Origin of the sequence: Exiguobacterium sp. BMC-KP, assembly GCF_001275385.1 — a bacterium.
Classification (GTDB): Bacteria; Bacillota; Bacilli; order Exiguobacteriales; family Exiguobacteriaceae; genus Exiguobacterium_A.
This window is the reverse complement of the sequence record NZ_LGIW01000014.1, coordinates 274,044-298,843: the sequence shown is the minus strand read 5'-3', so window position 1 is coordinate 298,843 and position 24,800 is coordinate 274,044. Positions and strand designations below refer to the sequence as shown.

Sequence of the window (24,800 nt, the reverse complement as noted above, 5' to 3'; positions counted from 1 at the left end):
TTGTTCCCATTGTAACTGTATCGTTTCGTAAATATCAACCCTCTACATGACGAATGATATTTTCGAAATATTCACGTTTTTTCTCATCCGATAGTGATTCCCCACCATAGACCATCCGCTCATAAGCATCCGTTAGCGGTCGCATCGCATACGTCTCGTAATATCCATCGACTTCGTGCGCCAGTTCAGCAAGCGTCCGCCCATCCTTATAATGGAATCCTTTTTTATCAAGACGTCGTAAGAGGTACCGGTACATCCGGCGGAATCCTTCTGGTCGTTCGATTTGTCTCCGGAAGAAGAGAATCGTGAGTGTCCGAATGATTGGTTTTCGGAACAGGTAGAGGAACAATAGCGCAAGTGCCGTCAAGAAGATCGGCCAGAATGGAATGGACTTCTGCTCCGTCTGCCCAGCGCTAGTCGTCTGTTCTTCGTCAAGAAGATTTTCCTGCGGACGATTTGGCGTCGTCGTCTCTGTGTTATTTTCTGTCTCGCGTTGTGGATTCGTTTGCTCTGTCTCATTATTCGTTTCCCGATCAATCGTGTACTGACCTGCTCCGTCGAAACTAACTGTCGGCTCAAGCGGTACCCATCCCGGTCCTTCAATATAGACTTCGACCCACGAGTGGGCATTTTTATTCCGTACCGTATAACTCGTCACGGCAGAACCGATGACATCGGACTCACCTCCCGTGAATCCTTTCACCCAGCGGGCGGGTAAGCCAGCTGCCCGAAGTAAGACAGCAGCTGAAGTCGAGAAGTTATCACAGTACCCGAGTTTCGTCTCGAACAGAAATTGGTCAACATAATCTTGATTTTCTCCCGGTACGGCAACTTCTTCCGTATTGTATTCAAAGTTCTCTTCCTCGAAATAATTTTCAATTGCTCGCGCTTTGTCCCATGGTGTTTCTTCATCCTCAACAATTTGTTCTGCTAAATCACGGACACGTTGTGGTAAACCGTCCGGCAGTTGCAGATACCGACGTGTGTCTGCAGGTGATAAATTGAGCGGTTCATCTGTCTGTAACTGCTCTTCTGTAAAGAGTGGATAAGCATATTCAATTTGATAGTTGCGCTGCTGATCCGCATCGTCGAGATACGAGATTTTTTGATTGTCCGAATCAACTAGTACGTTTTGCCGTTGTTGATCGACAGTCAACCGAACATTATCACCATTATACGGAACGAATGGTAATTCACGTGCCATCTCAAAGGTTGCCGTCTCATTTCTTGTCTTGACCTCTTTTCCGAAATGCGAAAAGAAGCCACGCGCATCGATTTCCGGATTCGATTCCGACAGCACCCACCCCTTGCCGGTGTAGATATCTTTCGTCTCGACTCGCCAGTAGCGGTTTCCCTCACTTTCGACTTGGAAGACTTCCCGGTCGTCCATCTGGAACGGTCCTCCGAGTTGCTCATCGTTATTGCCATAGCCGACCTTTTGAATCGCATTTGACGGTTCTCCTTCACCTTCAAGACCAGACGTCAAATCGTACCAACTGTCTTGCCATGTCGCATTGATGACAGGACTTTGAACAGCAGCGACGATGACAGCCCCCATGATGAATAAGGCACTCAGCGGACGAACGTACGAGGCACGCGGTCGTTCGTTGACTTCCGTCGCATAGAGCAATAACAAAGATAAGATGATCGGATAGAGAATGAACGTCTCTCCCGAGTAATCCGTCCACGTATCACAATACGCGATGAAGCCGATCACTCCGAACGCAAGTCCGAAGACGAATCCACGATTCGGGAATGTCCGGCGCGCCAGGTACGCAATCAAGAAACTAATCAATCCGATCGACAGCGCGAAGGCTGGTCGTCCCGGCAATTCACCATTGATGACGCTCTGAATATCCGAACTGATTTCTGTAAAGATCCCCCATGGTGCCGCTCCTGGTGTCAAAATCAGATAAAACGACAACAGCAATCCACCGAGACTTCCGAGTAAAAAGTAACGTCGCGCTAGATGCGACAACAGCAAGGGCAGAAACAGCATCGGTAAGAATGACCAGAGGTGCTCAAATGTCGTCAGTTCAAGAAGTGGTGGCATGAAACAAGTCAGAACGGCTGCCGCGATGGCGTTCCAAATCAATCGTCGCATCATCGCACTCCCCTCCGTTCTGGTGTATAGACATGAACGGTTGCTTCTTGATTAATCTTTGAAATCCATAATTCATTGTTCGACTCAAGATCCGGTGTGATGAAGAGGACGTTCCCGCTCAGTCGAAGTGCTTTTGACGAGTACTCCCACGATTCGATGAACGTCCGCGTCCGACTCGGCTGAGCCGTCATCAGATAATGCGTGAGTTTCGCCCCTTCGAGTGGTAACGATAACGATTGAACAGCATGTCCGACGAGGTGGATCCGATAACTCAAGCGTCGCTTGTTCAGCTGATCCGTCGCTTCTGCGAGCATCGAGATGACACGTTCGAACGCTTCGCCTGCTTCCGTTCCCTCATCGAAAACGATCGTTGTTTCCCGTTCTTGCTCCCGTTCGAATGTCTTCGTCATCAAGCCTTGACGCTTCGCCGTCGCTTTCCAATCAATCTGATTCATCCGGTCACCACTGACATATTCCCGGACACCAACGACGGTAAAAGATGACTGCCGAAGATCAATCGATACGGGTGAGATGCCACCATCGCCACGATCCTCCTCATGCGGAAGTTGAACGGCAAGTCGAGCCGGTTCAATCGCAAGGTACGTCTCGACTGGAAACATCCGCTTTCGCTTAAACAAACCGAACGGATCCGTGATTTCGACGATACAACCTGGAATCTGGTAGACTCCCCGGCGAATCGATGGAATCGTATAATCGATCTGCTCCGTCTTCCGGTAATGGGCTCGGAGCGGACGGCTGATATCAAGTTTTTCTTCACTGAGTTCATTCGGAATCGCCTCCGTCACTTCAACGGCTCCGACAAGAAACGGGAAACGTCGGCGAACATGTAAGGAGACCGGGATATCCGTTCCAGCAACGAGCATCTTATTTGAGACTTCTCGTGTCGCAAGTGCCTGCGTGACAGGCCAGATCAGAAAGAGCGTCCAGTAGACGGTCAAGCCAGCCATGACGTAAAACAGCAAGGAAGCGACATTTCCGCCATCGACGCGCGCATATGTCCATAAGGCAGCCGTCGTCAAAAGTAATACAGCGTAACGCCAACCAATTTGCCACTTCGTCATAGGGACTCCACGTCTTGTTGGATCGGTACAGCAATCTCTTTTTTGATCTGCTCTAAAATCCGTTCCGACGATTGCCCATGGTAGCGAGCATCTGCTGTCAAAATCAAGCGGTGTGACAGGACTGGAATCAAGAGATGTTTGACGTCATCCGGCAAAACGAAACTTCGCCCTTCCATGTATGCCCACGCTTGCGCGACTTTCATCAAAGCAATCGAAGAACGAGGACTCGCACCGAGATACAGCGAACCATTCGTCCGTGTCGCTTGGACGAGATGGACGATATATTTTTTAACGGGTTGCGAGACATGGACGTTCTTGACTTCTTCTTTCATCTGGAGCAATTGCTCGCGACCAATCACCGCTTCAAGCGTTTCAATTGGTTCATCCCGTTCAAAACGCGTGAGTAACTTCATTTCTTGCTGGAAATCAGGGTAACCCATTTTGACTTTGACGAGAAAACGGTCGAGTTGTGCTTCTGGTAACGGATATGTTCCTTCATGTTCAATCGGGTTTTGTGTCGCCATGACGAAAAAGGGATTCGGAAGCGTATGAATCTCACCATCGACGGTGACGTTCGCTTCCGCCATTCCCTCGAGTAAGGCAGATTGAGTTTTTGGTGATGTCCGGTTGATCTCATCGGCTAAGACGATGTTTCCCATCAGCGGACCCGGTCTATATTCGAACTGACTTGTTTTTTGGTTATACATCGATACACCCGTCAAATCTGACGGAAGTAGGTCTGGCGTGAACTGAACACGTTTGAAGGTCAACCCGATCGATCGGCTGAACGCACGGACGAGCATCGTCTTCCCGACTCCCGGTACGTCTTCTAATAGGACGTGACCGCCCGCTAGTAATGCTGCCAATGATTGTGTGATGACATCTTCCTTACCGATGATGACTTTCTCTACGTTGTCGATAATCGCTTGAATCTCCTTAGTGTATGTTCGCATTGTCAGGCCCCTTGCTCTCGTAGTAGTTGAATTTTCTGACTTTTTATATCATCTCATATTCCGCTACGCTTTTAAAGAAATACGAGCAGTTTGTAGCACATGAAAAAGGGGGAACGCCGTAGCGTTTCCCCCTTATTTGTTTCAGGAACGAACACATGCCGTGATCCGTTCTTGAACCGTGCAGTTGCACGTAAAACACGAATACATCCGTGTCAATGGACAACGTTCGTCAAGTCCGGTGATCCTCTTCTTTCAGAAGCGACATGCGATCGTTCCCTCTACATTGGTAATCATTCATGTGCATCACCATCCTTTCATATATTGAATATTACCGAATATGTTATAAACGAAACGTCAAATTTTAATTATTTTTTACGATACCGCGCATAGGTCGTCGCGAGTGCCAGTGCAAGAACGAGTCCTTTGATGATATTCAAGGAATAGTATGGTACTGACAACATGACGAGACCATTTTCAAGAATCCCGACGAGACAAGCCCCAACAAGTGTGCCAAGCGCATTCGGTTTCCCTTGCCCTGCGAACGAGGAACCGATGAATGCGGCTGCGACCGCTGGCATCAAGTAACCGGAACCGGCATTGATTTGCGACGATCCAACTTGTGAAGCAAGTAAAATCCCACCGACTGCAGCAAACAATCCAGCAATCAGATAAGCAAGTGCTCGGTAACGGTTCACACGAATTCCTGTCAGTCGTGCGGCTTCTGGATTTCCACCGATGATATAGAGAAAACGACCATGTCGCGTATGACTTAAGAAGACATGGGTCACAGCGACGACGACGAGCATGATGACGATGATCCAAGGCGCCTGGCTGATTTTCGCGAACGCCTCCGGAATCGTGCCGACTGTTGGTGTACCGTCTAGGCGCGGCATCCCAGCACTGATTGAACCACCACCCGTATAGGTCATTGCTGCTCCTTCGACGATGAACATCGTCGCAAGCGTCGCAAATAAATCGGGAATCTTAAACCAAACGATAAGCAAGATGTTCAACAAGGCGACACTTAAAGACAGAATGAGTGCTAGACCAATCGAGACACCGAGTGGCAGACTATACCAGACGAAGAACGAGACGACGAAAGAACTCGCAAGCGTCGCAGTTGATCCTACGGACAAGTCAAATCCATTGATCGTCAATGAGACCGTCAAGCCAATCGAAATGATCGTCACGATGGAGATACTTCGTAAAATATTGATTAAATTCGTCCCTTGTAGGAACGTCGGAGCTGTCGTCGCAAAAAACAGGACGAGAGCAATGATCGCGAGGACGATCCCCCAATCGTTCAAGAATCCGAGGACAGGACGTAACCCCTTCCCCCGATTCGTTTGTTTCGATACTACCTCATTCATCGTTGCCCTCCTCCTGTCGCATACCACAACAAGGTTTCTTCTGATGTATCTGATGTCTTCGTTTCATAGACGATTCGACCATCGAACATGACGTAAATCCGGTCTGTGACGGTCAAGAGTTCATCCCATTCACTCGTCGCGTAGATAATGCCTTTTTGTTGTTGCGCGAGCTCGTCAATCAGACGATAGATATCTTGTTTTGCTCCGACGTCGACGCCTTTTGTCGGTTCATCTAAGACGAGTACGGAGACATCCGTCAGTAACCATTTTCCGATGGCGACCTTTTGTTGATTCCCACCGGATAGTTGACCCACTTCTTGCGTCACATCTGCCACTTTAATGCCCAGTTCCTTGACCCATTTCGATGCTTGATCCGTTTCTTTACGACGATCCATCAGCCCCCAGCGGTTGACAAAATCATGTGCTGCAGCTGCCGTCAGATTTTCCGCGACAGAATCGGCAACAAGAATTCCTTCTTTTCGCCGTTCTTCTGGAACGAGACCGATTCCTGCTTGAATCGCAGCTTGCGGATCGCGCAGGTGATGGGCCGTTCCATTTAGGCGAACTTCTCCTGCTTGAAACGGACGGTCGCCGAACAATGCTTTACATAATTCGGTTTTACCGGCGCCGACAAGACCTGCGATCCCAACGACTTCCCCAGCTTGTACCGTCAAGGAAATGTCTGCTACATCCGTATTCATTGCGCCCTTGACCGTAAGTACATTCGCCTCTGTTGTTCGTGATGTTTTCGCTACAGTTGCCAGCTTGCGTCCGAGCATCTGCTCAACAACGGCTTCTTTCGTAATATCCTTCAAAGCGTTTCGCGAGACGAGTTGACCATCGCGCATGACTGAGATGGAATCACAAATGTCATATAGTTCCTGTAAGCGGTGTGAAATGAAAATGATCCCAAGTCCCCGTTTCGCTAAACGTCGTACGACCGAAAAGAGATGGATTGTTTCTGCCTGACTGAGCGGTGCTGTTGGTTCATCCAAAATCAAAAACCGGCGTTCCTGAACGAGAGCGCGAGCAATCAATACGAGTTGTTTTTCAGCAAGACGTAATTCTTCGACACGTGTCTTGACGGAAATATCTGCCTGTAATGTCGCTAAAGCTTCTTTCGCACGTTGTATGTAACGGCGTTGTGACACAAAACCGGTCATCGTTCCGTCCGTCAACAGATCGAGACAGATATTCTCAGCGACCGTCAGATACGGAACGAGTGCCACATCGACCTCTTGTTGGACGAGGTCGATTCCGATTCGTTTCGCATCACGCGGGGATTGAATCGACAGCTCTTCCCCATTGAGACGGATGACGCCTTCATCCGCCGTTTCCGCTCCGGATAAGACTTTCATCAGCGTCGACTTACCGGCACCATTCGCACCAACGAGCGCATGAATCTCACCGGATTTCACTTCAAACGAGACCTGTTTTAAGGCTTGCACTCCCGGAAACGCCAGTGAAATCCCGGTCATCTCCAGGTGATGATTGATAGACGTCATTGTTTTTTATGGACGTCACGCAACCGGTCCATCCACGGCTCATTGAATTTGTCCGACGTACTCCATCCTTTGATGATCGTATCGAGATTGTACATCGTTGTGTCCTGCTTCAATGCCTTCTGCTCAACGAGTTTCGCATCGAGGTCAAAGCTATCTGGCGTCTTCTCTCCGGCGATTTTCTTAGCCAGTAATCGCATGTCCGTTTGTCCAATCAAGAACGGATCCACCGCACTCGTCGAGACCCAGTTACTGCCTTTTTCACGCATCAGATTGATATCCTGATTCGAAACATCGATCGAGATCAGCGGGATTTCTTGACGTTTATTATCCTTGAGCGATTTGTAAGCCCCTTTTGCAACTTCATCCCACGCTCCCCAGACGGCGTCAATGCTTCCTTTCGGATATTTCGCGAGGATGGCATTCATCTTCGTTGCGATATCGCCTTGGACATCTTGGAAGTTCGTCGGTCCGACTGTCTCAAGCGTTTTGATTTTGCCGTCTGCTTCGTATGTCTTATAGATTTCCTGACGACGATCGAGCGGGGCAAAACCTGGTCCGAACCAGAGTTTGATGACACGGACCGGCTTCTTGTCCGTCACCTTCGTCACTTCATCAAGCGATAGCTTCGCGAGCTGATGATCGTTTTGGAATGTTTCCGTCACGCCTTTTAGAGATGCCCCTTTTTTCTTCGTGACCGTATCGAACGTCACGACCTTCAGTCCTTTATCGACAGCTGGTTTGATCATGTCATACGCGTAATCTTCCTTGCCGTGCGAGATGATGAGACCATCATAATCTTGCTGAATCGCTTGGGCGACCAGTTCCTTGAACTTGACGTCGTTCCCTTCCGAGATGAACGTACTGACTTTAAAGCCGAGTGCTTCGCCCTCACTTCGTGCGCCATCAAGGAGTTGTTTCGTATGATCATCCGATGCGAGGTTACGAATGACGGCGATCTTGACGTCCGATTGAACCCCTTTTGGTACATCTTTGACGACTTTTGTCGTCGTCGCTTCTCCATTTGCACAAGCCGCTAGTAACAGTGCCGGTGCTAGGACGGCGTAAGCTAATTTTTTCATGAAATATCTCCTTATCCTAAGGGTTGAAGCCCCGTTAATTGTTCGATCGTTTCTTCATTTGGTTGCGTGATGACACCGAGTTCCGTAATGATACCTGTGATCAACGTATGTGGTGTGACATCAAATGCTGGGTTGAAGACAGCGACTCCTGCTGGTGCTGTCGCAACGCCTTGGATCGCCGTCACTTCCTGCGGATCACGCTCTTCGATCTCGATCGCGTCACCGGAAATAAGCGAGAAGTCAAACGTCGAGAGCGGTGCCGCGACGTAAAACGGAATACCGAAAGCTTGCGCGAGCAATGCCAATTGGAACGTCCCGATTTTGTTCGCCGTATCTCCGTTTCGTGTAATCCGGTCTGCCCCGACGATGATTGCATCGATTTGTTTTTCTTTCAGCGTATGAGCGACCATGTTGTCTGTAATTAACGTGACATCAATTCCAGCGCGTTGTAATTCCCATGTCGTCAATCGCGCACCTTGCAAGAGTGGTCGTGTCTCACTCGCAAAAACGGATAACTCGATGCCGCGTTCTTTTGCAATATAAAACGGAGCGAGTGCCGTTCCGTAAGCAGCGGTCGCAATCGATCCCGCATTACAAATCGTCAGGATCCGGTTGCCTGACTGGAACAATTCCAGTGCATGAATCCCGATTTGTCGCGAAGTCTGTGCATCCTGTTCGTATAAGGCGACCACTCGTTTTTCCAACCGTTCGCGGATGTCTTCTACCGACACGCCATCTTGAATGATCGGGTTTAGTTGATTGAGAACATTTCGCAGATTGACGGCTGTCGGGCGTGTCGCGAGTAACGTCGCTGATGTCTCAAGCAAGGCCTGCTTATAGACCGGAAGCGACGTTTCGAGCCGGTACGCTTCCTGAACGAGCACAAAGCCACCGAATAAACTGATCGCAGGTGCTCCCCGAACGCGTAGTTGTTTAATCGCCTCGACCGCTTGCGCAAGGTCGGTGATCACTTCATAGTGTTCTTCCTGTGGTAGACGCGTCTGATCGAGAATCGTCAAGACACGGTCTTCATAACGAATACTTTGGACGAATGTACTCATCGGCTTAACTCCTCCGTTACGTCAAAGTTTCGTAAATCATCAAATGTTCGGCATTCCGTCCGGCGCTTGATTAAAGCGGAGCCTAAACGGAGGGCGTGACGTTTTTGCTCCAGACGTTCCGTTGTTGAAGTGATTGATTCTAGATCAGCGACTGGCGCAAGACCAATCGTCCGCCGAATCAATTCACACCCTGCAAAGCCAAGTGCATCTTGCAAGATCGTGCTCAGCACATCATCAACAAGTCCCGATGTCTGGAACGGTTCGACCGCTTCCCGTTCCCATAAGGCACGGAACGTCGAAGCAAATGTCAGCCAGAACGTATCGATGTCTCGAATTCGCGCATCACGAAGTGCTGGGTAATCCGGATATGCCGCAAAGAATAGATGGGCGATGAATTGTCCGACATCGAATCCGAATGGCCCATAAAAGGCAAATTCCGGATCGATGACTTTCGTTTCCGTTGCCGAGGCGAAGATGCTTCCTGTATGTAGATCACCGTGCAACAAAGCGTCGCCTTTTGTGATGAAAAGGGCTTCAAGTTTCGCGACTTCGCGTTTGAGTGTGTCGTCTGCCCAAAGATGCGCTACTTCTTCTTCAAGCCCGGCTTCAATCTCATTCGTCTCCGCATCATGGAACGGATCCGTGAAGATCAGTTTTTCTGTGATGTCGCACAAGTCTGGATTGTAATACGTTCGGGCAACGCGTTTCTTTTCGACTGGACCAAGTGCAAAGTCCGATGTATGGAATAAAGTCCGGGCGAGATAGGAACCGATATGTTCTGCGAGCAACGGATATTGTTCACCTGCAAGCAGTCCGCTCCGAACGATCGTTAAATGTGAAAGATCTTCCATGACCGTGTACGCTTCTTCATGACTCGCATGAAAGACACGTGGTACGAATGGTACGGCATGTCGCGCGAATTCACGGAGTGCAGATTGCTCAATCCACGCTCGCTCGAGCGATAGCGGCCAGCTTTCCCCAACGACCTTTGCGTACGGTAATGCTTGTTTTAAAATCAACCGATGTTCGCCTTCTCGAATCCGAAAGACGAGGTTAAGATTCCCGTCACCAATTTCTTCTGCTTCGACAGGGCCGTTTCCGATCAGTCCGAGTGTCCGAACACGATCAATCGCGTCCTGTTCTGTAAATGCTTTGTATGTCATGTCAGTTTCCCCCTATGTGGTACACGAAAAAGCGCCTCTTTTCGTCATCGAAAAGAGGCGCAGGAAAGTCACTGCGTCCTCTTATCTCTCAGACGAAACGTCTGTTGGATGTAGCACCGTGCCTAGTGGTCGGTTGCTGCGGCGTCATCGGGCCAATTCCCTCTGCCAACTCGCGATAAGAGTCGTATGTAGTTGTCGTGTGTGATATTGATTTGAATCTTACGCAATCAACTTCCCTGCTGTCAAACTAAAATCGAGGAGAAACAGACATTGTTTTCACGCCATCTATAGAAAGAGTATTTTCAAAAAAATAAATTTTCTAAAAATAGTTTGACAAGTCGTGACTCTCATGTAAAAATTGCAATTAGATTTCACAATTTCATCCAATTCTTATCAAGAGCAGACGGAGGGACAAGCCCTACGATGTCGCAGCAACCGACCTTTTGGCACGGTGCTAATTCTTGCAGCTACTAAGCTGACCGATAAGAGTCCACGTTCGAATCATTCATGGTCTCTTGTCGCTGACAAGGGACCATTTTTTTGTTGAAGGAGGAAAGACATGGCTTATATTACTGCTACTTATCAATTGACTGCCCGTGATCGACTCGAGCAACGCGCTGAACAACTCGCGCTTGGTTTGACGGTCGGTTCTTGGACGGAGCTGAATCATCTTGAACAACAACAACTTGCCTCGTTCAAAGGGGAAGTCGTACATACCGAAGAGCGCGACGGTAACGGATATATCACGATTCGTTACCCAGAACATAACGTGTCGCGTGACTTTTCCGCGATTCTGACGACCGTCTTCGGCAAACTCTCACTCGACGGTGAAATCAAGTTAACGGAATTGCTGTTACCCGATACGTTCACACCAGATTTTCCAGGTGCGAAGTTCGGCATCGAAGGGGTCCGCTCCTTGATTGGTGTCGAAGATCGTCCCTTGTTGATGAGTATTTTCAAAGGCGTCATCGGACGCGATCTATCGTTCCTCCGCGATCAACTCGAAGGACAACTTGCCGGTGGAATCGATCTCGTCAAAGACGATGAGATTCTATACGATAACCCATTGACACCAACGATTGACCGGGCACGCATCGGACGTGAGGTCATCGACGCTCACTTCCACCGGACCGGTAAACGTGCGTTGTATGCGATCACACTTAGTGGTCCCGTCTTTACGCTCAAGGATCAAGCTAAGCGATTGATTGATGCTGGAGCGACCGCTTTCTTACTGAATACCTTCACATACGGACTCGACGTCTTACGTGAACTAGCAAGTGATCCGGAGATTACTGTTCCGATTTTTAATCACCCAGCATATAGTGGCGCGTTGATCGCGAGCCCGAACCATGGTGTTGCAGCTCCTGTCTTACTTGGTACACTACCGCGCGCTGCCGGAGCAGACTTGACGTTATTCCCGTCACCTTACGGCAATGTCGCTTTACCGAAGGATGTCGCCCGTGGCATCGCGGTCGAAGCGACCCGCATCGGTCAGACGAAAGCGATCTTCCCAGTACCTTCAGCCGGTATTCACCCAGGACTCGTCGCCCAACTCGTTCGCGACTTCGGGATCGATTCCGTCATCAACGCCGGCGGTGGCGTGCATGGTCATCCGCAAGGTGCAGCAGCTGGTGTCATTGCTTTCCGTCAAGCACTCGATGCAGCGCTCGCAAATGAATCCCTATCGACGGCAGCATCTCGCCATGAAGAACTACGGATTGCCCTCGACGCTTGGGGGATCAAGTCATGACTGTACGAATTCTTTGTGATTTCGACGGTACGGTGACGACGCAGGATAATATCATCGCGCTCATGCAGGCCTTTGCACCAGCTGATGCCTTCGAACCGTTGAAACGCGGTGTGCTTGACCGAACGTTATCGATTCAGAGTGGTGTCGGGCAGATGTTCGCGCTCTTACCGTCCGACGGTAAAACAGCTTATCTTGATTTCTTGTTAGAACGTGCCGTGATTCGAGACGGCTTCTCAGAGTTACTTCAGTACAGTCGTCGTCAAGGAATCGATTTTTCAATCGTCAGTGGTGGAATGGACTTTTTCGTCGAACCGATCTTAGCGCCATTCCTTGAACAAGAACAGATTTACTGTAACGTCGCCGATTTCAGTGGTCCATTCGTCCATATCGATTGGCCAAACGCCTGCGATGCCCATTGCACGAACGGGTGTGGCTGTTGTAAAACGTCCGTTGCCCGTACATTACGTAAAGACGGTGACGTCATCATCGTCATCGGCGACTCGGTGACGGACTTCGAACTCGCGAAACAAGCGGATTGTGTCTATGCCCGTGATTATCTGATCGCGTTGTGTGAAGAAAACGATATTTCCTATACGCCTTTTGAGACGTTTCACGATATCGTTCATGATTTAGCACGAGCGGAGGTGACGACATGACATTCATGCGACGTTATGAAGAACTACGAGCTGTTAAACAAGAGCTCGCGGCACGCGACTGGTTCCCCGGTACGAGTGGGAACCTCGCCATCCGGACATCTAATGTTCCGGTCGAATTCCTCGTCACAGCAAGCGGAAAAGATAAGCGTCAGACGACTCCTGACGACTTCGTCCATGTCGATGCGACCGGTCAATTGATTGGTGAGCAACCCGGACGTCCTTCTGCTGAGACCTTGCTTCATGTCGAAGTGTTTAATCGGACGGACGCCGGATGTTCCCTGCATGTCCATACGATTGCGAACAACGTCATTTCGGAACTCTATGGCGACCAAGGAAGCGTCACTTTTTCCGGGCAGGAAATCATTAAGGCACTCGGACAGTGGGAAGAAGATGCAACGGTCACGGTACCAATCATTCCGAACCACGCTGACATTCCGACGCTTACTGCTGCTTTTGCGCCGCACGTCACAACAGGTAGTGGCGCCGTTCTGATTCGTAATCACGGGATCACGGTCTGGGCACCGACTGCCTTTGAAGCAAAGAAACACCTCGAAGCTTTCGAGTTTTTATTCAACTATACGTTGACGTTGCAATCATGCCGTCAATCCATCTACTAAAAGGAGGAATCATCTCATGGCAACAGTCTTATTCCAAGAAACAAACACACGGTATACGGATCAAACGGAAGTCGCTGACTTCCTCGCGTCACGCGGTGTTCTTTACGAACAATGGGACGTCTCGAAACTTCCAGCGCATCTCGTCGAGAACTTCACACTGACGGATACGGACAAACAAACGATTCTCGATACGTTTGCTCCAGAAATCAAGGATGTATCAGAGCGCCGTGGGTATCAGACAGCTGATATCATTTCGCTTTCGGACACGACACCGAATCTTGATGAGTTGCTCGTCAATTTCCAAAAGGAACATCATCACACGGATGACGAAGTTCGTTTCATCGTCAGCGGTCACGGTGTCTTTGCCATCAAGGATGAGGAAGTCGGTTATTACAACATCGAACTCAATCCCGGTGATTTGATTTCCGTTCCCGTCAACACACGCCACTACTTTACGCTTCAAGACGATCGTAAAGTCGTCGCCGTCCGAATCTTCGTCACGACAGACGGCTGGGTTCCGATTTATGAAAACGAGACGTCAACGGTCTCTTAATAACGATAAAAGCGGCGACTTTCTTCTATAGGAAGGGAATCGCCGCTTTTTCTTATCTCACAAACATATCACTACATCGACACGTAACCGATATAATGAAGGAAAAGCGATGAGGAAGTGAGCGTCATGCATATTCGTCCCGTAACGGAACACGACTTACCAGCGATTCTCGCCATCTACAATGAAGGCATCGAAGATCGGATCGCAACGCTTGAGACCGACCAAAAGGACTTATCCTTCATGACCCAGTGGTTTGCGGAACGAACGGAGCGATATGCCGGATATGTCGCTGAAGATGAAACAGGTGTCCTCGGGTTCATCTCCCTCGACCCTTACAATCCGCGTCCTGTCTACGCGACAGTCGGTGAGATTTCGGTTTATATTACCCGGACTCATCGCGGACAAGGGATTGGAACACGGTTGCTTGAAAAGATTGAACAACATGCCCGTGATCATCAGATGCATAAGCTGATCCTCTTCACCTTCCCGTTCAATAAAATCGGACAAAAACTCTATATCCGTTCCGGCTTCCGGATTGTCGGAACGTTTAAGGAACAAGGGCGATTAAACGGCGAATATGTCGACGTCATGGCGATGGAGAAACGCTTGCGATAGGATTCATTGAATGCCAGATGGGGAATAGTTAATCCGAGTCATGTAGAGAGGATGAACCTAATGGATATTCAACAAATTCGCAATGCAACACTCGTTATCACGTATGCCAATCAAGTCTTACTGATCGATCCGTTTCTTGGCGATAAAGGCAGTTTGCCTCCGTTTGGACAGACACCGAATGCTGTCGCCAACCCACTCGTCGACTTACCGGTCGATGTCAACACACTGCTCGATCCTGACGCCATCTTCGTCACCCATTTGCATGCTGATCATTTCGATGATGCCGCAAAGCAGCTTCTACCTAAGCACTTACCTCTTTATGCACAGCAAGAAGAGGACGCACAGCAAATCCGAGAAGCCGGCTTCACGAACGTCTCTTCTTTCGATTCCGGTGTGACGATCGGCGATATTCAAATTCACCGAACAGGCGGACGACACGGCGTCGGGGAAATCGGTGAACGGATGGGACGTGTGTCTGGACTTGTCCTCACTCATCCAGACGAACCGACGCTCTATATTGCAGGTGATACGATTTGGTGTGATGAGGTCGCGCACGCGATCGAACAACATACGCCAGACATCATCGTCGTCAACAGTGGGGCTGCCCAGTTCCTGACGGGAGAACCGATCACGATGTCGCAGCGCGATCTCCTTGCGGTACACGAAGCAGCAGCGGAAGCAACGATTGTCGTCTCGCATCTCGAGTCCGTCAACCATTGTCTCTTGCGGCGTGATATGATTGCTGACTTTTTAGCTGCTTTCCACCTTTCTGCTCATTTCCTGATTCCAGATGATGGTGAAACGATGTCATTTTAATAGTAGCTCTAATGAAAAGAAGTCCTTTTTCGAATCATCCATCGAAAAAAGGACTTCTTTTGTTATGGAATAACAAGACCTAATAATCGAGCAAAGGCGACCGCCTGCTCTTCTGTAATCACAGCACCTGGTAAAAAGCGTGGATCGACGGTGATCCCTGACAGTTCCGCCTGCCGAAAATCGAGACCTTTTAACGGCGTTTCAATCCATTGACTATCCTGGAGTCGGACGGTGTCGAGTTTCCAATTCATCGCCTTCACTTCGAAAAACTGCGCTTCCTTCATCGTCGTTTCGGTCCAGTGTTGATGGCGGACCGTACTGCGAATGAACTGTGCATAATCCGCAAGTCCTTCCTGAATCGTCAGATGATCCAATGTACAATCTTCGAATTGTATTCCTGTCATGCGGCATCCGACAAAGGATACACGGTGAAAACGAGTTTCTTGGAAGTGACATCCTGTTAAATCGCACTGCTCGAACCGAACGTCTTCGAACGAACCACGATCAAAGGTGAGATTCGCAAACGAGACATTTTGAAAACAGACTTGATAGGCATCGACGCGTTCTGTCAGTTCATTCGGCATCGACTCTTTTTCATAACGCGCTCCTTTAAGATACGGATCATCGATTTCAACTTGATCGAATGTTTCTGTCTGAAGTGTCTTCGGTAATTCTGGTAAACGGATAATCGTCTCTTTCATAGAGATTCCCCCTTTTTTCTCTATCCTAGTGTATCAAACTCCGTTTACATGAAGGTAAATCGTATGAATTCCCCCTCTTTTCAACAGTTTTTATTTTGAGACACTTTGAGACCATGCTATAGTCAAAGAAAATCAAAATAAGAACATACGTTCTTTTATGTAAAGGAGTGATTCAAATGTTTCCTTCCGTCGTTTTACCACAAGATAAACGTATTTTTTGCGTCGATAGTGTTTCCTTCTACGCCAGTTGCGAATGTCAGTATCGCAATCTCCCTCCTTTGACGACACGCCTTGCGGTCGTCTCCGATTTAAAACGAAACGGGTCCGTCATCCTCGCCGCCACCCCTGCCTTAAAAGCACTTGGAATCAAAACAGCCGGTCGCCTGTATGAAATCGAGCAATTGCCATACGCCGTTCGTCGTACGATTCAACTCGTCGAACCACGTATGCTCGCTTATATGAAGACGTCGATTCGTGTCCTTGATGTCCTCCATCAATTTGCTCCACCGGAGGCGATTCGTGTCTACTCTATCGATGAGAACTTCATTGATATGACTGGAACTGATCGCCTTTTCGGTTCTGATTTTCAAGCTGCTCGTCGGATTCAAGAAGCGATTCTGAAACAGACTGGCATTCACGTTCGTATCGGAATTGGACCGAATAATGTCATCGCGAAACTGACTCTTGATTTAATCGGGAAAAAAGAAGGAATCGCTCGTTGTGGTTATGCTGATATCGCACGACGCTTGCATGATTTTCCGATTCGAAAGATGTGGGGCGTCGGACACCGCATGGAACAACATCTACACATGATGGGCATCGAGACAATCGGTGATCTCGCGATGCGTCCGGTCGAAGAGTTACACGAGCGCTTCGGTATCATCGGTGCTGAACTGTGGCATCACGCATGGGGGCTCGACGCTTCACCGACACTCCTTCCCCCTCGTCATCTGTTCGAAAAAGCTCCTCAACGGACGATTGGACACGGTGTGACCTTGATGCAGGACTATTATCAATTCGAACGGATTCGAAACGTCCTCAACGAACTCGTTCAGGATGTTGCCGCACGTTGTCGCTTTTCGAATCAAGTCGGCTGGACCGTCCATATCGGTGTTCGCTATTCCCGAAATGTCGTTCGAAGCGGCTTCTCGCGCCAAGTTCGGTTGCCTTATCCGACATCGGATGAGCGAATCATTCTTCGACACGTCTTACAATTATTCGAACCGAATTGGCTCGACGGGGAACCTGTTCGGTTCCTTTCCGTCTCGCTCGGTCACTTGACTGCTGATCAAGGTACTTTACAGCTCTCACTGTTCGAGGACAATACGCGCAACTGGAAGCGGCGGCGTTTATTAAAAGCAATGGACATCGTCAATCTTCGCTACGGGAAAGGAACGATTCGTCTCGCCGTCTCATTTCTCGATACGAGTGTCGCCAAGCGTCGTCTCCGTTTCGTTGGCGGTCATCCTGGAGGGGATCTCCATGACAGCGTATCGTGATCGAGGCAATTTAAAATGGATTCCTTTCCTGATGCCCGAGCACTTACAACTATTACGGGAGTACTATATTCAAATGCATCAACTTGACCTTCCTGAAATCGATGAACAACTACAAGAATCGTGGCACTTTCTACTTCAAGAAGCTTTAATAGAAGGAAACGAACTCGAAATCACGTATTATAAGGAAAGTAGCTACGTGACGGTCGTCGGTTTTGTAGAACGGCTAGAGCCTGAACGTTCCGTTCTCTTTTTGCGTAGTCGTGAAATAGTAGAAATTCCGTTCACACGAATCGTTCGAATCGAAAACGGGTAAGCTCTCATACAGATAGTCGTTTCAAATCGTGCCTGGAAAGAAGGAATAGTCATGTTGGATTGGTTTACTTCCCTCCCCGTCGTCGTGCAAGCATTACTTGCTGGTATGATGACCTGGGGATTAACCGCACTTGGTGCGGCGCTCGTCTTCGTCTTTACGACGATTGAGAAACGTGTCATGAATATGATGCTCGGTTTTGCAGCCGGTGTCATGATTGCCGCGTCATTCTGGTCTCTGCTCGCTCCTGCGATCGAGTTCACGGAGCAAGACGGTGGAATTGCTTGGATTCCGGCTGCAATCGGCTTCCTCGCCGGTGGTTTTTTCGTTCGTTTGCTCGACTTCGTTACACCGCATTTGCACTTATCCGCACCACTCGAAACAGCTGAAGGTCCTTCGACAGGACTCAAGAAAACGACGTTACTGTTTCTTGCAATTACGTTGCATAATATCCCAGAAGGTCTTGCGATTGGGGTTGCTTTCGGTGCCGCTGCCTTGAATATGGACGGTGCGACAGTCGCTGGTGCGTTAACACTCGCACTCGGTATCGGAATCCAAAACATGCCGGAAGGTGCGGCATTATCGATTCCACTACGTGGCGAAGGCATGTCTCGCCGTCGTGCTTTCCATTATGGTCAATTGTCAGCAATCGTCGAACCGATTGCTGCGATGATCGGAGCAGCTGCTGTCTTCTTCGTTCAACCACTTCTTCCGTATGCATTATCGTTCGCTGCTGGCGCAATGATTTTCGTCGTCGTCGAAGAATTGATTCCAGAATCACAGGCAGAGAACGGATCTGACTTAGCAACACTTGGTCTGATGGTAGGTTTTACCGTCATGATGATTCTCGATGTCGCTTTAGGATGAGCCTGTTGCAAAGCGAGTAATAGACGCAACCGTCTATTACTCGCTTTTCTCATTTTTTACATTCACGAATCCCTTATTAGTTTGAAGTTTTTCTGACCTTGTGTAACAACAGAAGGATTTCTCTTGTCAAAATGCTATCTTGCTATCAATAGAAATGACGGAATATCCTATGAAATCTAGGTAACTGCTCACTCTTATTCAAACGAATCTAGGCATCAGGTTTCGTCTGCGGCGTATCATACCTTCTCAGACCTACGCCCGATATTCCATTTAGTTCTGTCTCACAAGAATAAAACATGATATGTTTTTAACTAGCACATCATATAGAAGGAGATTACCATGACAATCATTGAACTTTTAAAAGCGCTCTTACTCGGTTTCGTCGAGGGGATGACGGAATTTGCACCTGTCTCTTCAACAGGTCATATGATTATCGTTGATGACATGTGGTTGCAAACAACGGACTTTCTCGGTAAGTATTCGGCGAACACCTTTAAAATCGTCATTCAACTTGGATCGATTCTTGCTGTCGTCGTCGTTTTTTGGAAACGTCTTTTCAGCTTGATTGGTTTGTATAAGATTGAAGGAGAACACGATGCATCAGGTACACACAAGTTAAAACTACGTCACGTCTTGATCGGTCTTCTACCAGCGGGTATTCTCGGATTATTATTCGAAGACTTCATCGATGAGAATCTCTTCTCGATTGAAACGGTCATCATCGGTCTTGCTGTCGGTGCGCTCTTGATGATCGCAGCCGATAAATTCGGACCAAAGGAACCAAAAACGACATCGCTTGATCAGATTACATATCGCCAAGCAGCACTCGTTGGTCTGTTCCAATGTATTTCACTCTGGCCAGGCTTCTCCCGCTCTGGTTCAACGATTTCCGGAGGGGTCTTCCTCGGGATGAATCACCGGACAGCAGCTGACTTCACGTTCATTATGGCTGTACCGATCATGTTCGGTGCTAGTTTCCTTTCGCTCGTTAAGAACTGGTCGGACATTCAACCGAACCATTTTGCATTCTATGCTGTCGGTTTTGTTGCGTCTTTCGTGTTTGCCCTCTTATCGATCCGCTTCTTCTTGAAGCTGATCAACAAGATCAAACTCGTCCCATTCGCAATCTACCGCCTTGTCTTAGCAGCTGTCTTAGCTGTCATCGTCTACATGTAATTTTTCAATCGCTAGCTATTTTAGCTGGCGGTTTTTTAATTTTTTTGAAACTAATTCACTTAGTTAAGGGTATATAGGGATGAGACACATATAAAGGAGTGAATGCCGTATGGCACGAAGAAGTCGGAGTGGATCAAAACTCCCATTAATCATTGGAGTCATTGTTGTTGCCGTGATTGCCTTTTTAGCAATCGGACAATACAATAGCCTCGTCAATGTAGAAGAGGATGTATCGAATAAATGGTCGCAAGTCGACAATCAAATTAAGCGTCGTGCGGACTTGATTCCGAACCTCGTCGAAACTGTCAAAGGTGTCGCGGGTCAAGAAGAAAAAGTATATGGGAAAGTCGCCGAAGCACAAGCGGGTCTTGCGCGTGCTGCGTCAACCGAACAACGAATCGAAGCCGACCAACAAGTCACGTCTTCGCTTCGCGGATTGATTGCCTTACAGACGACGTATCCGGAACTAAAATCTAGCGAACGATTCCAATCCTTGATGGATACGCTGGAAGGAACAGAAAATCGTCTCGGGATTGCCCGCAAGGATTACAATGATGCTGTAACCCTCTATAACAAAAAACGACGGAGCTTCCCAACGACACTCTATGCATCTGCATTCGGATTCGAGAAAAAACCGTATTACGAAATTTCAGACAGCGACCGGGAAAATCCGACTGTCGACTTTAACAGTGATTCGAAATGATTCGGCGGTGGACGCGACTTCTGTTGAGCGCGTTCCTCGTCTTCTTCCTCTTCGTTCCAACAGCTAGTGCCGTTTCAGAACGGACAGGAGCAGCCTTCTTCATTCAAGATGATGCTCGGCTGCTCACCTCTTCGGAAGAAGCCGAACTCGCGCAACTCGGTCAGGAACTCGAACAATATACGACGGCACAAGTCGTTCTCAAGACGGTTCCCGATCTAAAAGGACAAGATTTAAGCTCTTACGCCAACGAAACGTTCCGGCGTCAAGGCATCGGTCAAGAAGGAAAAGATAACGGCGTTCTCGTCGTCGTCGCCCCAAACGAAAAGGATCGGCAGTTTCGCATCGAAGTCGGTTATAAACTCGAAGGTATCTTAACCGATATCACGGCGGGACGTATCCTCGATCAATATGCTGTTCCCTACAAGGAAAACGGTGAGTATGGAAAAGCAGCGTCCGAAACGTATAAAGCTGTCGTCAGTGTCATTTCAAAGGATCAGTCGCTCGAGTCACAAGATCCACCGAAAACACAAAACGATGATGGACTTCCGCTGTGGACGAAAGTACTGATTGGTTCCGCCCTATTGATCTTGTTGTTCCTCGATATGAAGTTCACCGGCGGTATGTTCTTCTTTGCCATTTTGAATATCTTCTCCGCAATCATGCGTGGTGGCGGTGGGAACGGTGGTAGTCGTGGTGGCGGCGGAAGTTCCGGCGGCGGTGGTGCCGAACGTTAGAAAAGGAGTCGTTTTTCATGAGGATCATTTTAGGCTATTACCTCCTCCTGACCCTCATCGGCTTCGGCTCGATGTGGCAGGATAAACGCCGGGCGAGACAACGTGCTCACCGGACACCGGAAGCAACATTATTGATGATTGCTTTTCTCGGCGGTGCGTTCGGTTCTTGGATCGGCATGTACTCCGTTCGGCATAAGACACGTAAAGCGAAGTTCCAATGGCTAGTGCCACTTGCAGCAATCTTGCATCTCGCTTTCTGGATTTTCTACACTTCACAATAAAAGAATGTAACCGATAGAGAAGAGAACGTACGGAATTGTGTCCGTCGTCTCTTCTCTTTTTTGTATAAGGTCAATGTTTATGAAAAAGAGGTTTGATTTCTTTTTTATTCAGGGTAAAGAATTTAACCAATTTAATAAATACATCTTTTTTGATGTACTGAGAGGTGGACATCCCTTTATGTGGCATCCTTGCGCCGAATGTACGACATCAATCCGTTTCGTTGAAGCGGGAGCACTCCATATTCAATCACCAACACCAGAAATCTATTCCTATCAATCATTCGAACAACTCGAGCAGTTATTGACATCACTTTTACGTGTAGCGGATTATCCTGTGTCTTGTCGCGCCACACAATCGCGTTATGTAACAGCACCTATTTTGGCTTCAGCGCTTCTAGAACAATTAAAGCATCGGTCAGCAATCGATTTCATACAGCATGGTGTCATGACAAGTCACCTGCAACCGATTTATGATATTCAACAGAATCTTCTCGTTGCGAACGAAGCACTACTACGCGCAGCAGATGACAATACCCCTATCTCACCTGGTGTCCTATTTTCGACTGCATCCAAAATGGGACTACATTCTCGACTTGATCAACGCGCACGTGAAGAAGCGATTCGCGCAACATACCATATCGGGGGTACGTCAAAGACGTTCATCAACTTCCTTCCTTCGACGATCTACAATCCGGAGTATTGCCTGCGTCATACATTTGAGATCGTTGAACGTTATCATGTTGACCCGAGTCGTCTCGTCTTCGAAGTCGTCGAGACGGAGAAAATCGAAGACGTCAATCATTTGAAGCACGTCTTTGAACAATATAAAAAACAAGGTATTCAAGTCGCGCTTGATGATGTCGGTACTGGCTTCTCAACACTCGATATGTTGTCTTTACTTCAACCAGATTATATTAAAATCGACCGTTCCTTCATCGATCACTGCGATACGAATCCTGATAACGAAGCCTTTTTACGGAAAGCTCGTTATCTAACACAAGAAATGGGGATTCAAATCTTAGCAGAAGGCATCGAACGGCAAGAAGAACTCGATCTCTGTCGTGAACTCGGCTTTGATCTCGGTCAGGGATACTTGCTTGGGCGCCCTGCTCCTTATGCGCACTTCGCGAAAGCACAATAAAAATACGCACATGTTACCGTTTGATTCGGAACATGTGCGTATTTTTGTTAAGAAGTCATCGAAACCGACGTCTTTTCATTACGCGTGATCGCATCGGCGAGCTGATCTGCTGATACTAACGGACGTAGCAGACGGCACAGCTCCTCCGTCGATGTTCGTAAAGCAAGCTCTTCGACAATATCGAGTGAGAGGCCAAAATCAGTGAGTGATGTCGGTTGTTTTTGAAGAAGGAGATACTGGTGAAGTTCTGCATAATCGGCATCGTTCCCGAATAGCATCTCTTGAACGAGTAAGCCATACCCGACCTTACTGCCATGTAAGAACGGATGCGTTTCCCGGTAAGGAGACAAAGCATTATGTACAGCATGTCCGATTGCACCTCGCGTCGCCGCGTCACCAAAACCACCGATACTCCCAGCTAACGGAATGACCGTTTCGACGAGATATTGAATGTCAGCCGAGTACTCACGAAAGCGCGTTTCCGACACATTCGTCGATAAGATAAGATCCTTGCAACGTTCAGCCGTCCGCAGTGCCGTCTCGATGACGGGATCTTCTGCCGAGGAACCACTCAAGGCACGTGCTTCATACCACTTCGCTAATGTATCGACGAGTCCAGCGACGAAGTAATCATACGGACTGGCGGCGAGAATCCGATGATCGAGTAGAAGTGCTTCAATCACGACCGGGAATGTATCGAAACGGATATACTGCCCCTGTTCATCATACATGACACTGAGCGGCGTCCAAGGAGCACAGTTCGAAACGATCGTCGGAATGACGATAACCGGAAGTTGCAATTGAAATGCGACCTGTTTTGCCGTATCGATGACACTTCCTCCTCCGAGAGCGAGAATCATATCGTATGGAGCGCATGACTGTTTCAAGGCTTCCACCTGTTGATCTGTACAATGACCTTCAAATAAAAAGCGCGGGACATCTGGTAATAAAAATGCTGCTGCTTCATAGGCTTGACGTCCATGAATCAGGACTGCTGATCGGTTATCTATGATCTGTTCGAGTTGATCGAGTGCGTTTTCTTCATGTATGTATTGCAAAACGGCTTGTCGAATCACGGAATCGCCTCCTAATATTTGTTATCGCCCAGTATACGCAAAAGAACTCGATTCGGCAATCATTCGATTTTTAGAGAAGGAGCGCGTACACTAGAAAAGAGAAGAATTCACTAAAAAGGAGTCGATGAATCGATGCAACAGATCACGTTAAACAATGGCATCAGCATGCCCCAACTTGGATATGGTGTCTTTAAAGTACCGGAAGCAGAAGTATATGAAGCGGTCAGTGAAGCACTCCGTGCTGGGTATCGTTCGATCGATACGGCAATGATTTACGAGAACGAAGAAGGCGTCGGTCGCGCTCTGCGTGACTCCGGAATTCCCCGTGAAGAAATTTTCCTGACGACGAAAGTCTGGAATTCCGATCAGGGCTACGACGAAACACTTGCTGCTTTCGAGACAAGTCTACAAAAGCTTGGTGTTGATTACGTTGACTTGTATCTGATTCATTGGCCGATGCCAAAAGAAGATCGTTATGTCGACACATGGCGAGCGCTCGAACATCTCTATGCAGAAGGAAAGACACGCGCCATCGGTGTCTCGAACTTCCATATCCCTCACCTAGAACGAATTTTAGCTGAAGGGTCGATCTTTCCTGCTGTCAATCAGATCGAACTCCATCCGTTTCTTAGTCAAGAAGCAATCCGAGATTTTTGTCGTGAGCATGGCATCGTTGTCGAAGCATGGAGTCCGTTGATGAAAGGACGCGACGCGTTGACACATCCGATCGTCGTCGATGTTGCCAATCGTCATCAAAAAACACCAGCTCAAGTTGTTCTCCGTTGGCACTTGCAGCACGACATCGTTGCGATTCCGAAATCTGTCACACCAAGCCGGATTCGCGAAAATTTAGATGTTTTCGACTTTACCTTGTCAGATACTGATATGCAAGCGATCGATCAATTGAATGCCAACATGCGTACAGGATCGAATCCGGATACAAAATGATATACAGATAAATGGTTTCGTGTAATCTCCACTCCAAAAA

25 protein-coding genes and 2 riboswitches are annotated in these 24,800 nt (G+C 48.3%); of the genes, 15 read left to right on the top strand and 10 right to left on the bottom strand.

Going from position 1 to position 24,800, the window contains the following annotated elements; all coding sequences use genetic code 11:
- Window positions 1-34: 34 nt before the first annotated feature.
- The 8 genes from ADM98_RS05440 to mtnK all read right to left on the bottom strand — a co-directional run bounded on the left by ADM98_RS05440 (window position 35) and on the right by mtnK (window position 10,317).
- A complete protein-coding gene (locus tag ADM98_RS05440) occupies window positions 35-2,107 on the bottom strand; it encodes a transglutaminase family protein (protein ID WP_053452596.1) in 2,073 nt (690 codons plus the stop codon).
- Complete coding sequence (locus ADM98_RS05435) at window positions 2,104-3,186, bottom strand: DUF58 domain-containing protein (RefSeq protein WP_053452595.1); 1,083 nt, start codon at window positions 3,184-3,186, stop codon at window positions 2,104-2,106. The genes ADM98_RS05440 and ADM98_RS05435 overlap by 4 nt, the downstream gene beginning before the upstream one ends.
- Complete coding sequence (locus ADM98_RS05430; RefSeq protein ID WP_053452594.1) at window positions 3,183-4,139, bottom strand: AAA family ATPase; 957 nt, start codon at window positions 4,137-4,139, stop codon at window positions 3,183-3,185. Before ADM98_RS05430 ends, ADM98_RS05435 begins: the two co-directional genes overlap by 4 nt.
- A gap of 365 nt (window positions 4,140-4,504) precedes the next feature.
- Window positions 4,505-5,509, bottom strand: coding sequence for an ABC transporter permease (locus ADM98_RS05425; RefSeq protein ID WP_053452593.1), 1,005 nt, complete (start codon window positions 5,507-5,509; stop codon window positions 4,505-4,507).
- The gene (locus ADM98_RS05420; protein WP_053452592.1) at window positions 5,506-7,014 is read right to left on the bottom strand and encodes a sugar ABC transporter ATP-binding protein; all 1,509 of its coding nucleotides are present in this window, start codon (window positions 7,012-7,014) and stop codon (window positions 5,506-5,508) included. The genes ADM98_RS05425 and ADM98_RS05420 overlap by 4 nt, the downstream gene beginning before the upstream one ends.
- Entirely contained in the window at window positions 7,011-8,093 is a 1,083-nt protein-coding gene (locus tag ADM98_RS05415) for a sugar ABC transporter substrate-binding protein (RefSeq protein ID WP_053452591.1), read from the bottom strand. The genes ADM98_RS05420 and ADM98_RS05415 overlap by 4 nt, the downstream gene beginning before the upstream one ends.
- A gap of 11 nt (window positions 8,094-8,104) precedes the next feature.
- Window positions 8,105-9,154 carry an S-methyl-5-thioribose-1-phosphate isomerase gene (gene mtnA / locus ADM98_RS05410; protein ID WP_053452590.1) on the bottom strand — a complete coding sequence of 350 codons (1,050 nt, stop codon included), beginning with the start codon at window positions 9,152-9,154 and terminating at the stop codon, window positions 8,105-8,107.
- Window positions 9,151-10,317 carry an S-methyl-5-thioribose kinase gene (mtnK, locus tag ADM98_RS05405; RefSeq protein WP_053452589.1) on the bottom strand — a complete coding sequence of 389 codons (1,167 nt, stop codon included), beginning with the start codon at window positions 10,315-10,317 and terminating at the stop codon, window positions 9,151-9,153. Before mtnK ends, mtnA begins: the two co-directional genes overlap by 4 nt.
- Before the next feature lie 78 nt (window positions 10,318-10,395).
- Window positions 10,396-10,499: riboswitch (SAM riboswitch) on the bottom strand.
- A 205-nt stretch (window positions 10,500-10,704) separates the two neighbouring features.
- Window positions 10,705-10,806: riboswitch (SAM riboswitch) on the top strand.
- Between the two features lie 70 nt (window positions 10,807-10,876).
- Between mtnK and ADM98_RS05400 the strand changes: the two genes are divergently transcribed.
- From ADM98_RS05400 to ADM98_RS05375, 6 genes are all read left to right on the top strand, one after another.
- A complete protein-coding gene (locus ADM98_RS05400) occupies window positions 10,877-12,067 on the top strand; it encodes a 2,3-diketo-5-methylthiopentyl-1-phosphate enolase (protein ID WP_053452588.1) in 1,191 nt (396 codons plus the stop codon).
- Window positions 12,064-12,723 carry a 2-hydroxy-3-keto-5-methylthiopentenyl-1-phosphate phosphatase gene (locus ADM98_RS05395; protein WP_053452587.1) on the top strand — a complete coding sequence of 220 codons (660 nt, stop codon included), beginning with the start codon at window positions 12,064-12,066 and terminating at the stop codon, window positions 12,721-12,723. The genes ADM98_RS05400 and ADM98_RS05395 overlap by 4 nt, the downstream gene beginning before the upstream one ends.
- Window positions 12,720-13,340: a methylthioribulose 1-phosphate dehydratase gene (locus ADM98_RS05390; protein ID WP_053452586.1), complete on the top strand. Its 621-nt coding sequence runs from the start codon at window positions 12,720-12,722 to the stop codon at window positions 13,338-13,340. Before ADM98_RS05395 ends, ADM98_RS05390 begins: the two co-directional genes overlap by 4 nt.
- A 16-nt stretch (window positions 13,341-13,356) precedes the next feature.
- On the top strand, window positions 13,357-13,893 hold the full coding sequence (locus ADM98_RS05385; RefSeq protein ID WP_053452585.1) for a 1,2-dihydroxy-3-keto-5-methylthiopentene dioxygenase: 537 nt from the start codon (window positions 13,357-13,359) through the stop codon (window positions 13,891-13,893).
- A 126-nt stretch (window positions 13,894-14,019) separates the two neighbouring features.
- Window positions 14,020-14,508 carry an arsinothricin resistance N-acetyltransferase ArsN1 family A gene (locus ADM98_RS05380; protein ID WP_053452584.1) on the top strand — a complete coding sequence of 163 codons (489 nt, stop codon included), beginning with the start codon at window positions 14,020-14,022 and terminating at the stop codon, window positions 14,506-14,508.
- Between the two features lie 60 nt (window positions 14,509-14,568).
- A complete protein-coding gene (locus tag ADM98_RS05375; RefSeq protein ID WP_053452583.1) occupies window positions 14,569-15,324 on the top strand; it encodes an MBL fold metallo-hydrolase in 756 nt (251 codons plus the stop codon).
- Between the two features lie 62 nt (window positions 15,325-15,386).
- On the opposite strand, the gene ADM98_RS05370 is transcribed toward ADM98_RS05375, so the two are convergent.
- On the bottom strand, window positions 15,387-16,025 hold the full coding sequence (locus ADM98_RS05370; protein ID WP_053452582.1) for a pentapeptide repeat-containing protein: 639 nt from the start codon (window positions 16,023-16,025) through the stop codon (window positions 15,387-15,389).
- Window positions 16,026-16,201: 176 nt separating this feature from the next.
- Between ADM98_RS05370 and ADM98_RS05365 the strand changes: the two genes are divergently transcribed.
- The 8 genes from ADM98_RS05365 (at window position 16,202) to ADM98_RS05330 (ending at window position 22,736) form a co-directional block, all read left to right on the top strand.
- Window positions 16,202-17,524: a Y-family DNA polymerase gene (locus ADM98_RS05365; RefSeq protein WP_053452581.1), complete on the top strand. Its 1,323-nt coding sequence runs from the start codon at window positions 16,202-16,204 to the stop codon at window positions 17,522-17,524.
- Window positions 17,508-17,837, top strand: coding sequence for a YolD-like family protein (locus tag ADM98_RS05360; RefSeq protein WP_053452580.1), 330 nt, complete (start codon window positions 17,508-17,510; stop codon window positions 17,835-17,837). The genes ADM98_RS05365 and ADM98_RS05360 overlap by 17 nt, the downstream gene beginning before the upstream one ends.
- A gap of 51 nt (window positions 17,838-17,888) precedes the next feature.
- Window positions 17,889-18,701, top strand: a complete 813-nt coding sequence (locus ADM98_RS05355) for a ZIP family metal transporter (RefSeq protein WP_053452579.1) — start codon at window positions 17,889-17,891, stop codon at window positions 18,699-18,701.
- Between the two features lie 339 nt (window positions 18,702-19,040).
- On the top strand, window positions 19,041-19,877 hold the full coding sequence (locus tag ADM98_RS05350; RefSeq protein ID WP_053452578.1) for an undecaprenyl-diphosphate phosphatase: 837 nt from the start codon (window positions 19,041-19,043) through the stop codon (window positions 19,875-19,877).
- A gap of 109 nt (window positions 19,878-19,986) precedes the next feature.
- A complete protein-coding gene (locus ADM98_RS05345; protein WP_053452577.1) occupies window positions 19,987-20,580 on the top strand; it encodes a LemA family protein in 594 nt (197 codons plus the stop codon).
- Window positions 20,577-21,314 carry a TPM domain-containing protein gene (locus tag ADM98_RS05340; protein ID WP_053452576.1) on the top strand — a complete coding sequence of 246 codons (738 nt, stop codon included), beginning with the start codon at window positions 20,577-20,579 and terminating at the stop codon, window positions 21,312-21,314. The genes ADM98_RS05345 and ADM98_RS05340 overlap by 4 nt, the downstream gene beginning before the upstream one ends.
- Before the next feature lie 17 nt (window positions 21,315-21,331).
- Window positions 21,332-21,595, top strand: coding sequence for a DUF1294 domain-containing protein (locus ADM98_RS05335; protein WP_053452575.1), 264 nt, complete (start codon window positions 21,332-21,334; stop codon window positions 21,593-21,595).
- Window positions 21,596-21,773: 178 nt separating this feature from the next.
- Entirely contained in the window at window positions 21,774-22,736 is a 963-nt protein-coding gene (locus ADM98_RS05330; protein ID WP_053452574.1) for an EAL domain-containing protein, read from the top strand.
- A gap of 47 nt (window positions 22,737-22,783) precedes the next feature.
- On the opposite strand, the gene ADM98_RS05325 is transcribed toward ADM98_RS05330, so the two are convergent.
- Complete coding sequence (locus tag ADM98_RS05325) at window positions 22,784-23,812, bottom strand: iron-containing alcohol dehydrogenase family protein (protein ID WP_053452573.1); 1,029 nt, start codon at window positions 23,810-23,812, stop codon at window positions 22,784-22,786.
- A gap of 132 nt (window positions 23,813-23,944) precedes the next feature.
- Between ADM98_RS05325 and ADM98_RS05320 the strand changes: the two genes are divergently transcribed.
- Window positions 23,945-24,760 (top strand): aldo/keto reductase, encoded by an 816-nt coding sequence (locus ADM98_RS05320; protein ID WP_053452572.1) that lies wholly within the window; start codon window positions 23,945-23,947, stop codon window positions 24,758-24,760.
- The last annotated feature ends 40 nt before the right edge of the window (window positions 24,761-24,800 follow it).

What these genes read in the sequence shown, in the direction of transcription:
- ADM98_RS05440 (WP_053452596.1), bottom strand. Translation starts at nt 2,107, where the DNA reads ATGATGCGACGATTGATTTGGAACGCCATCGCGGCAGCCGTTCTGACT.
- ADM98_RS05435 (WP_053452595.1), bottom strand. Translation starts at nt 3,186, where the DNA reads ATGACGAAGTGGCAAATTGGTTGGCGTTACGCTGTATTACTTTTGACG.
- ADM98_RS05430 (WP_053452594.1), bottom strand. Translation starts at nt 4,139, where the DNA reads ATGCGAACATACACTAAGGAGATTCAAGCGATTATCGACAACGTAGAG.
- ADM98_RS05425 (WP_053452593.1), bottom strand. Translation starts at nt 5,509, where the DNA reads ATGAATGAGGTAGTATCGAAACAAACGAATCGGGGGAAGGGGTTACGT.
- ADM98_RS05420 (WP_053452592.1), bottom strand. Translation starts at nt 7,014, where the DNA reads ATGACGTCTATCAATCATCACCTGGAGATGACCGGGATTTCACTGGCG.
- ADM98_RS05415 (WP_053452591.1), bottom strand. Translation starts at nt 8,093, where the DNA reads ATGAAAAAATTAGCTTACGCCGTCCTAGCACCGGCACTGTTACTAGCG.
- mtnA (WP_053452590.1), bottom strand. Translation starts at nt 9,154, where the DNA reads ATGAGTACATTCGTCCAAAGTATTCGTTATGAAGACCGTGTCTTGACG.
- mtnK (WP_053452589.1), bottom strand. Translation starts at nt 10,317, where the DNA reads ATGACATACAAAGCATTTACAGAACAGGACGCGATTGATCGTGTTCGG.
- ADM98_RS05400 (WP_053452588.1), top strand. Translation starts at nt 10,877, where the DNA reads ATGGCTTATATTACTGCTACTTATCAATTGACTGCCCGTGATCGACTC.
- ADM98_RS05395 (WP_053452587.1), top strand. Translation starts at nt 12,064, where the DNA reads ATGACTGTACGAATTCTTTGTGATTTCGACGGTACGGTGACGACGCAG.
- ADM98_RS05390 (WP_053452586.1), top strand. Translation starts at nt 12,720, where the DNA reads ATGACATTCATGCGACGTTATGAAGAACTACGAGCTGTTAAACAAGAG.
- ADM98_RS05385 (WP_053452585.1), top strand. Translation starts at nt 13,357, where the DNA reads ATGGCAACAGTCTTATTCCAAGAAACAAACACACGGTATACGGATCAA.
- ADM98_RS05380 (WP_053452584.1), top strand. Translation starts at nt 14,020, where the DNA reads ATGCATATTCGTCCCGTAACGGAACACGACTTACCAGCGATTCTCGCC.
- ADM98_RS05375 (WP_053452583.1), top strand. Translation starts at nt 14,569, where the DNA reads ATGGATATTCAACAAATTCGCAATGCAACACTCGTTATCACGTATGCC.
- ADM98_RS05370 (WP_053452582.1), bottom strand. Translation starts at nt 16,025, where the DNA reads ATGAAAGAGACGATTATCCGTTTACCAGAATTACCGAAGACACTTCAG.
- ADM98_RS05365 (WP_053452581.1), top strand. Translation starts at nt 16,202, where the DNA reads ATGTTTCCTTCCGTCGTTTTACCACAAGATAAACGTATTTTTTGCGTC.
- ADM98_RS05360 (WP_053452580.1), top strand. Translation starts at nt 17,508, where the DNA reads ATGACAGCGTATCGTGATCGAGGCAATTTAAAATGGATTCCTTTCCTG.
- ADM98_RS05355 (WP_053452579.1), top strand. Translation starts at nt 17,889, where the DNA reads ATGTTGGATTGGTTTACTTCCCTCCCCGTCGTCGTGCAAGCATTACTT.
- ADM98_RS05350 (WP_053452578.1), top strand. Translation starts at nt 19,041, where the DNA reads ATGACAATCATTGAACTTTTAAAAGCGCTCTTACTCGGTTTCGTCGAG.
- ADM98_RS05345 (WP_053452577.1), top strand. Translation starts at nt 19,987, where the DNA reads ATGGCACGAAGAAGTCGGAGTGGATCAAAACTCCCATTAATCATTGGA.
- ADM98_RS05340 (WP_053452576.1), top strand. Translation starts at nt 20,577, where the DNA reads ATGATTCGGCGGTGGACGCGACTTCTGTTGAGCGCGTTCCTCGTCTTC.
- ADM98_RS05335 (WP_053452575.1), top strand. Translation starts at nt 21,332, where the DNA reads ATGAGGATCATTTTAGGCTATTACCTCCTCCTGACCCTCATCGGCTTC.
- ADM98_RS05330 (WP_053452574.1), top strand. Translation starts at nt 21,774, where the DNA reads ATGTGGCATCCTTGCGCCGAATGTACGACATCAATCCGTTTCGTTGAA.
- ADM98_RS05320 (WP_053452572.1), top strand. Translation starts at nt 23,945, where the DNA reads ATGCAACAGATCACGTTAAACAATGGCATCAGCATGCCCCAACTTGGA.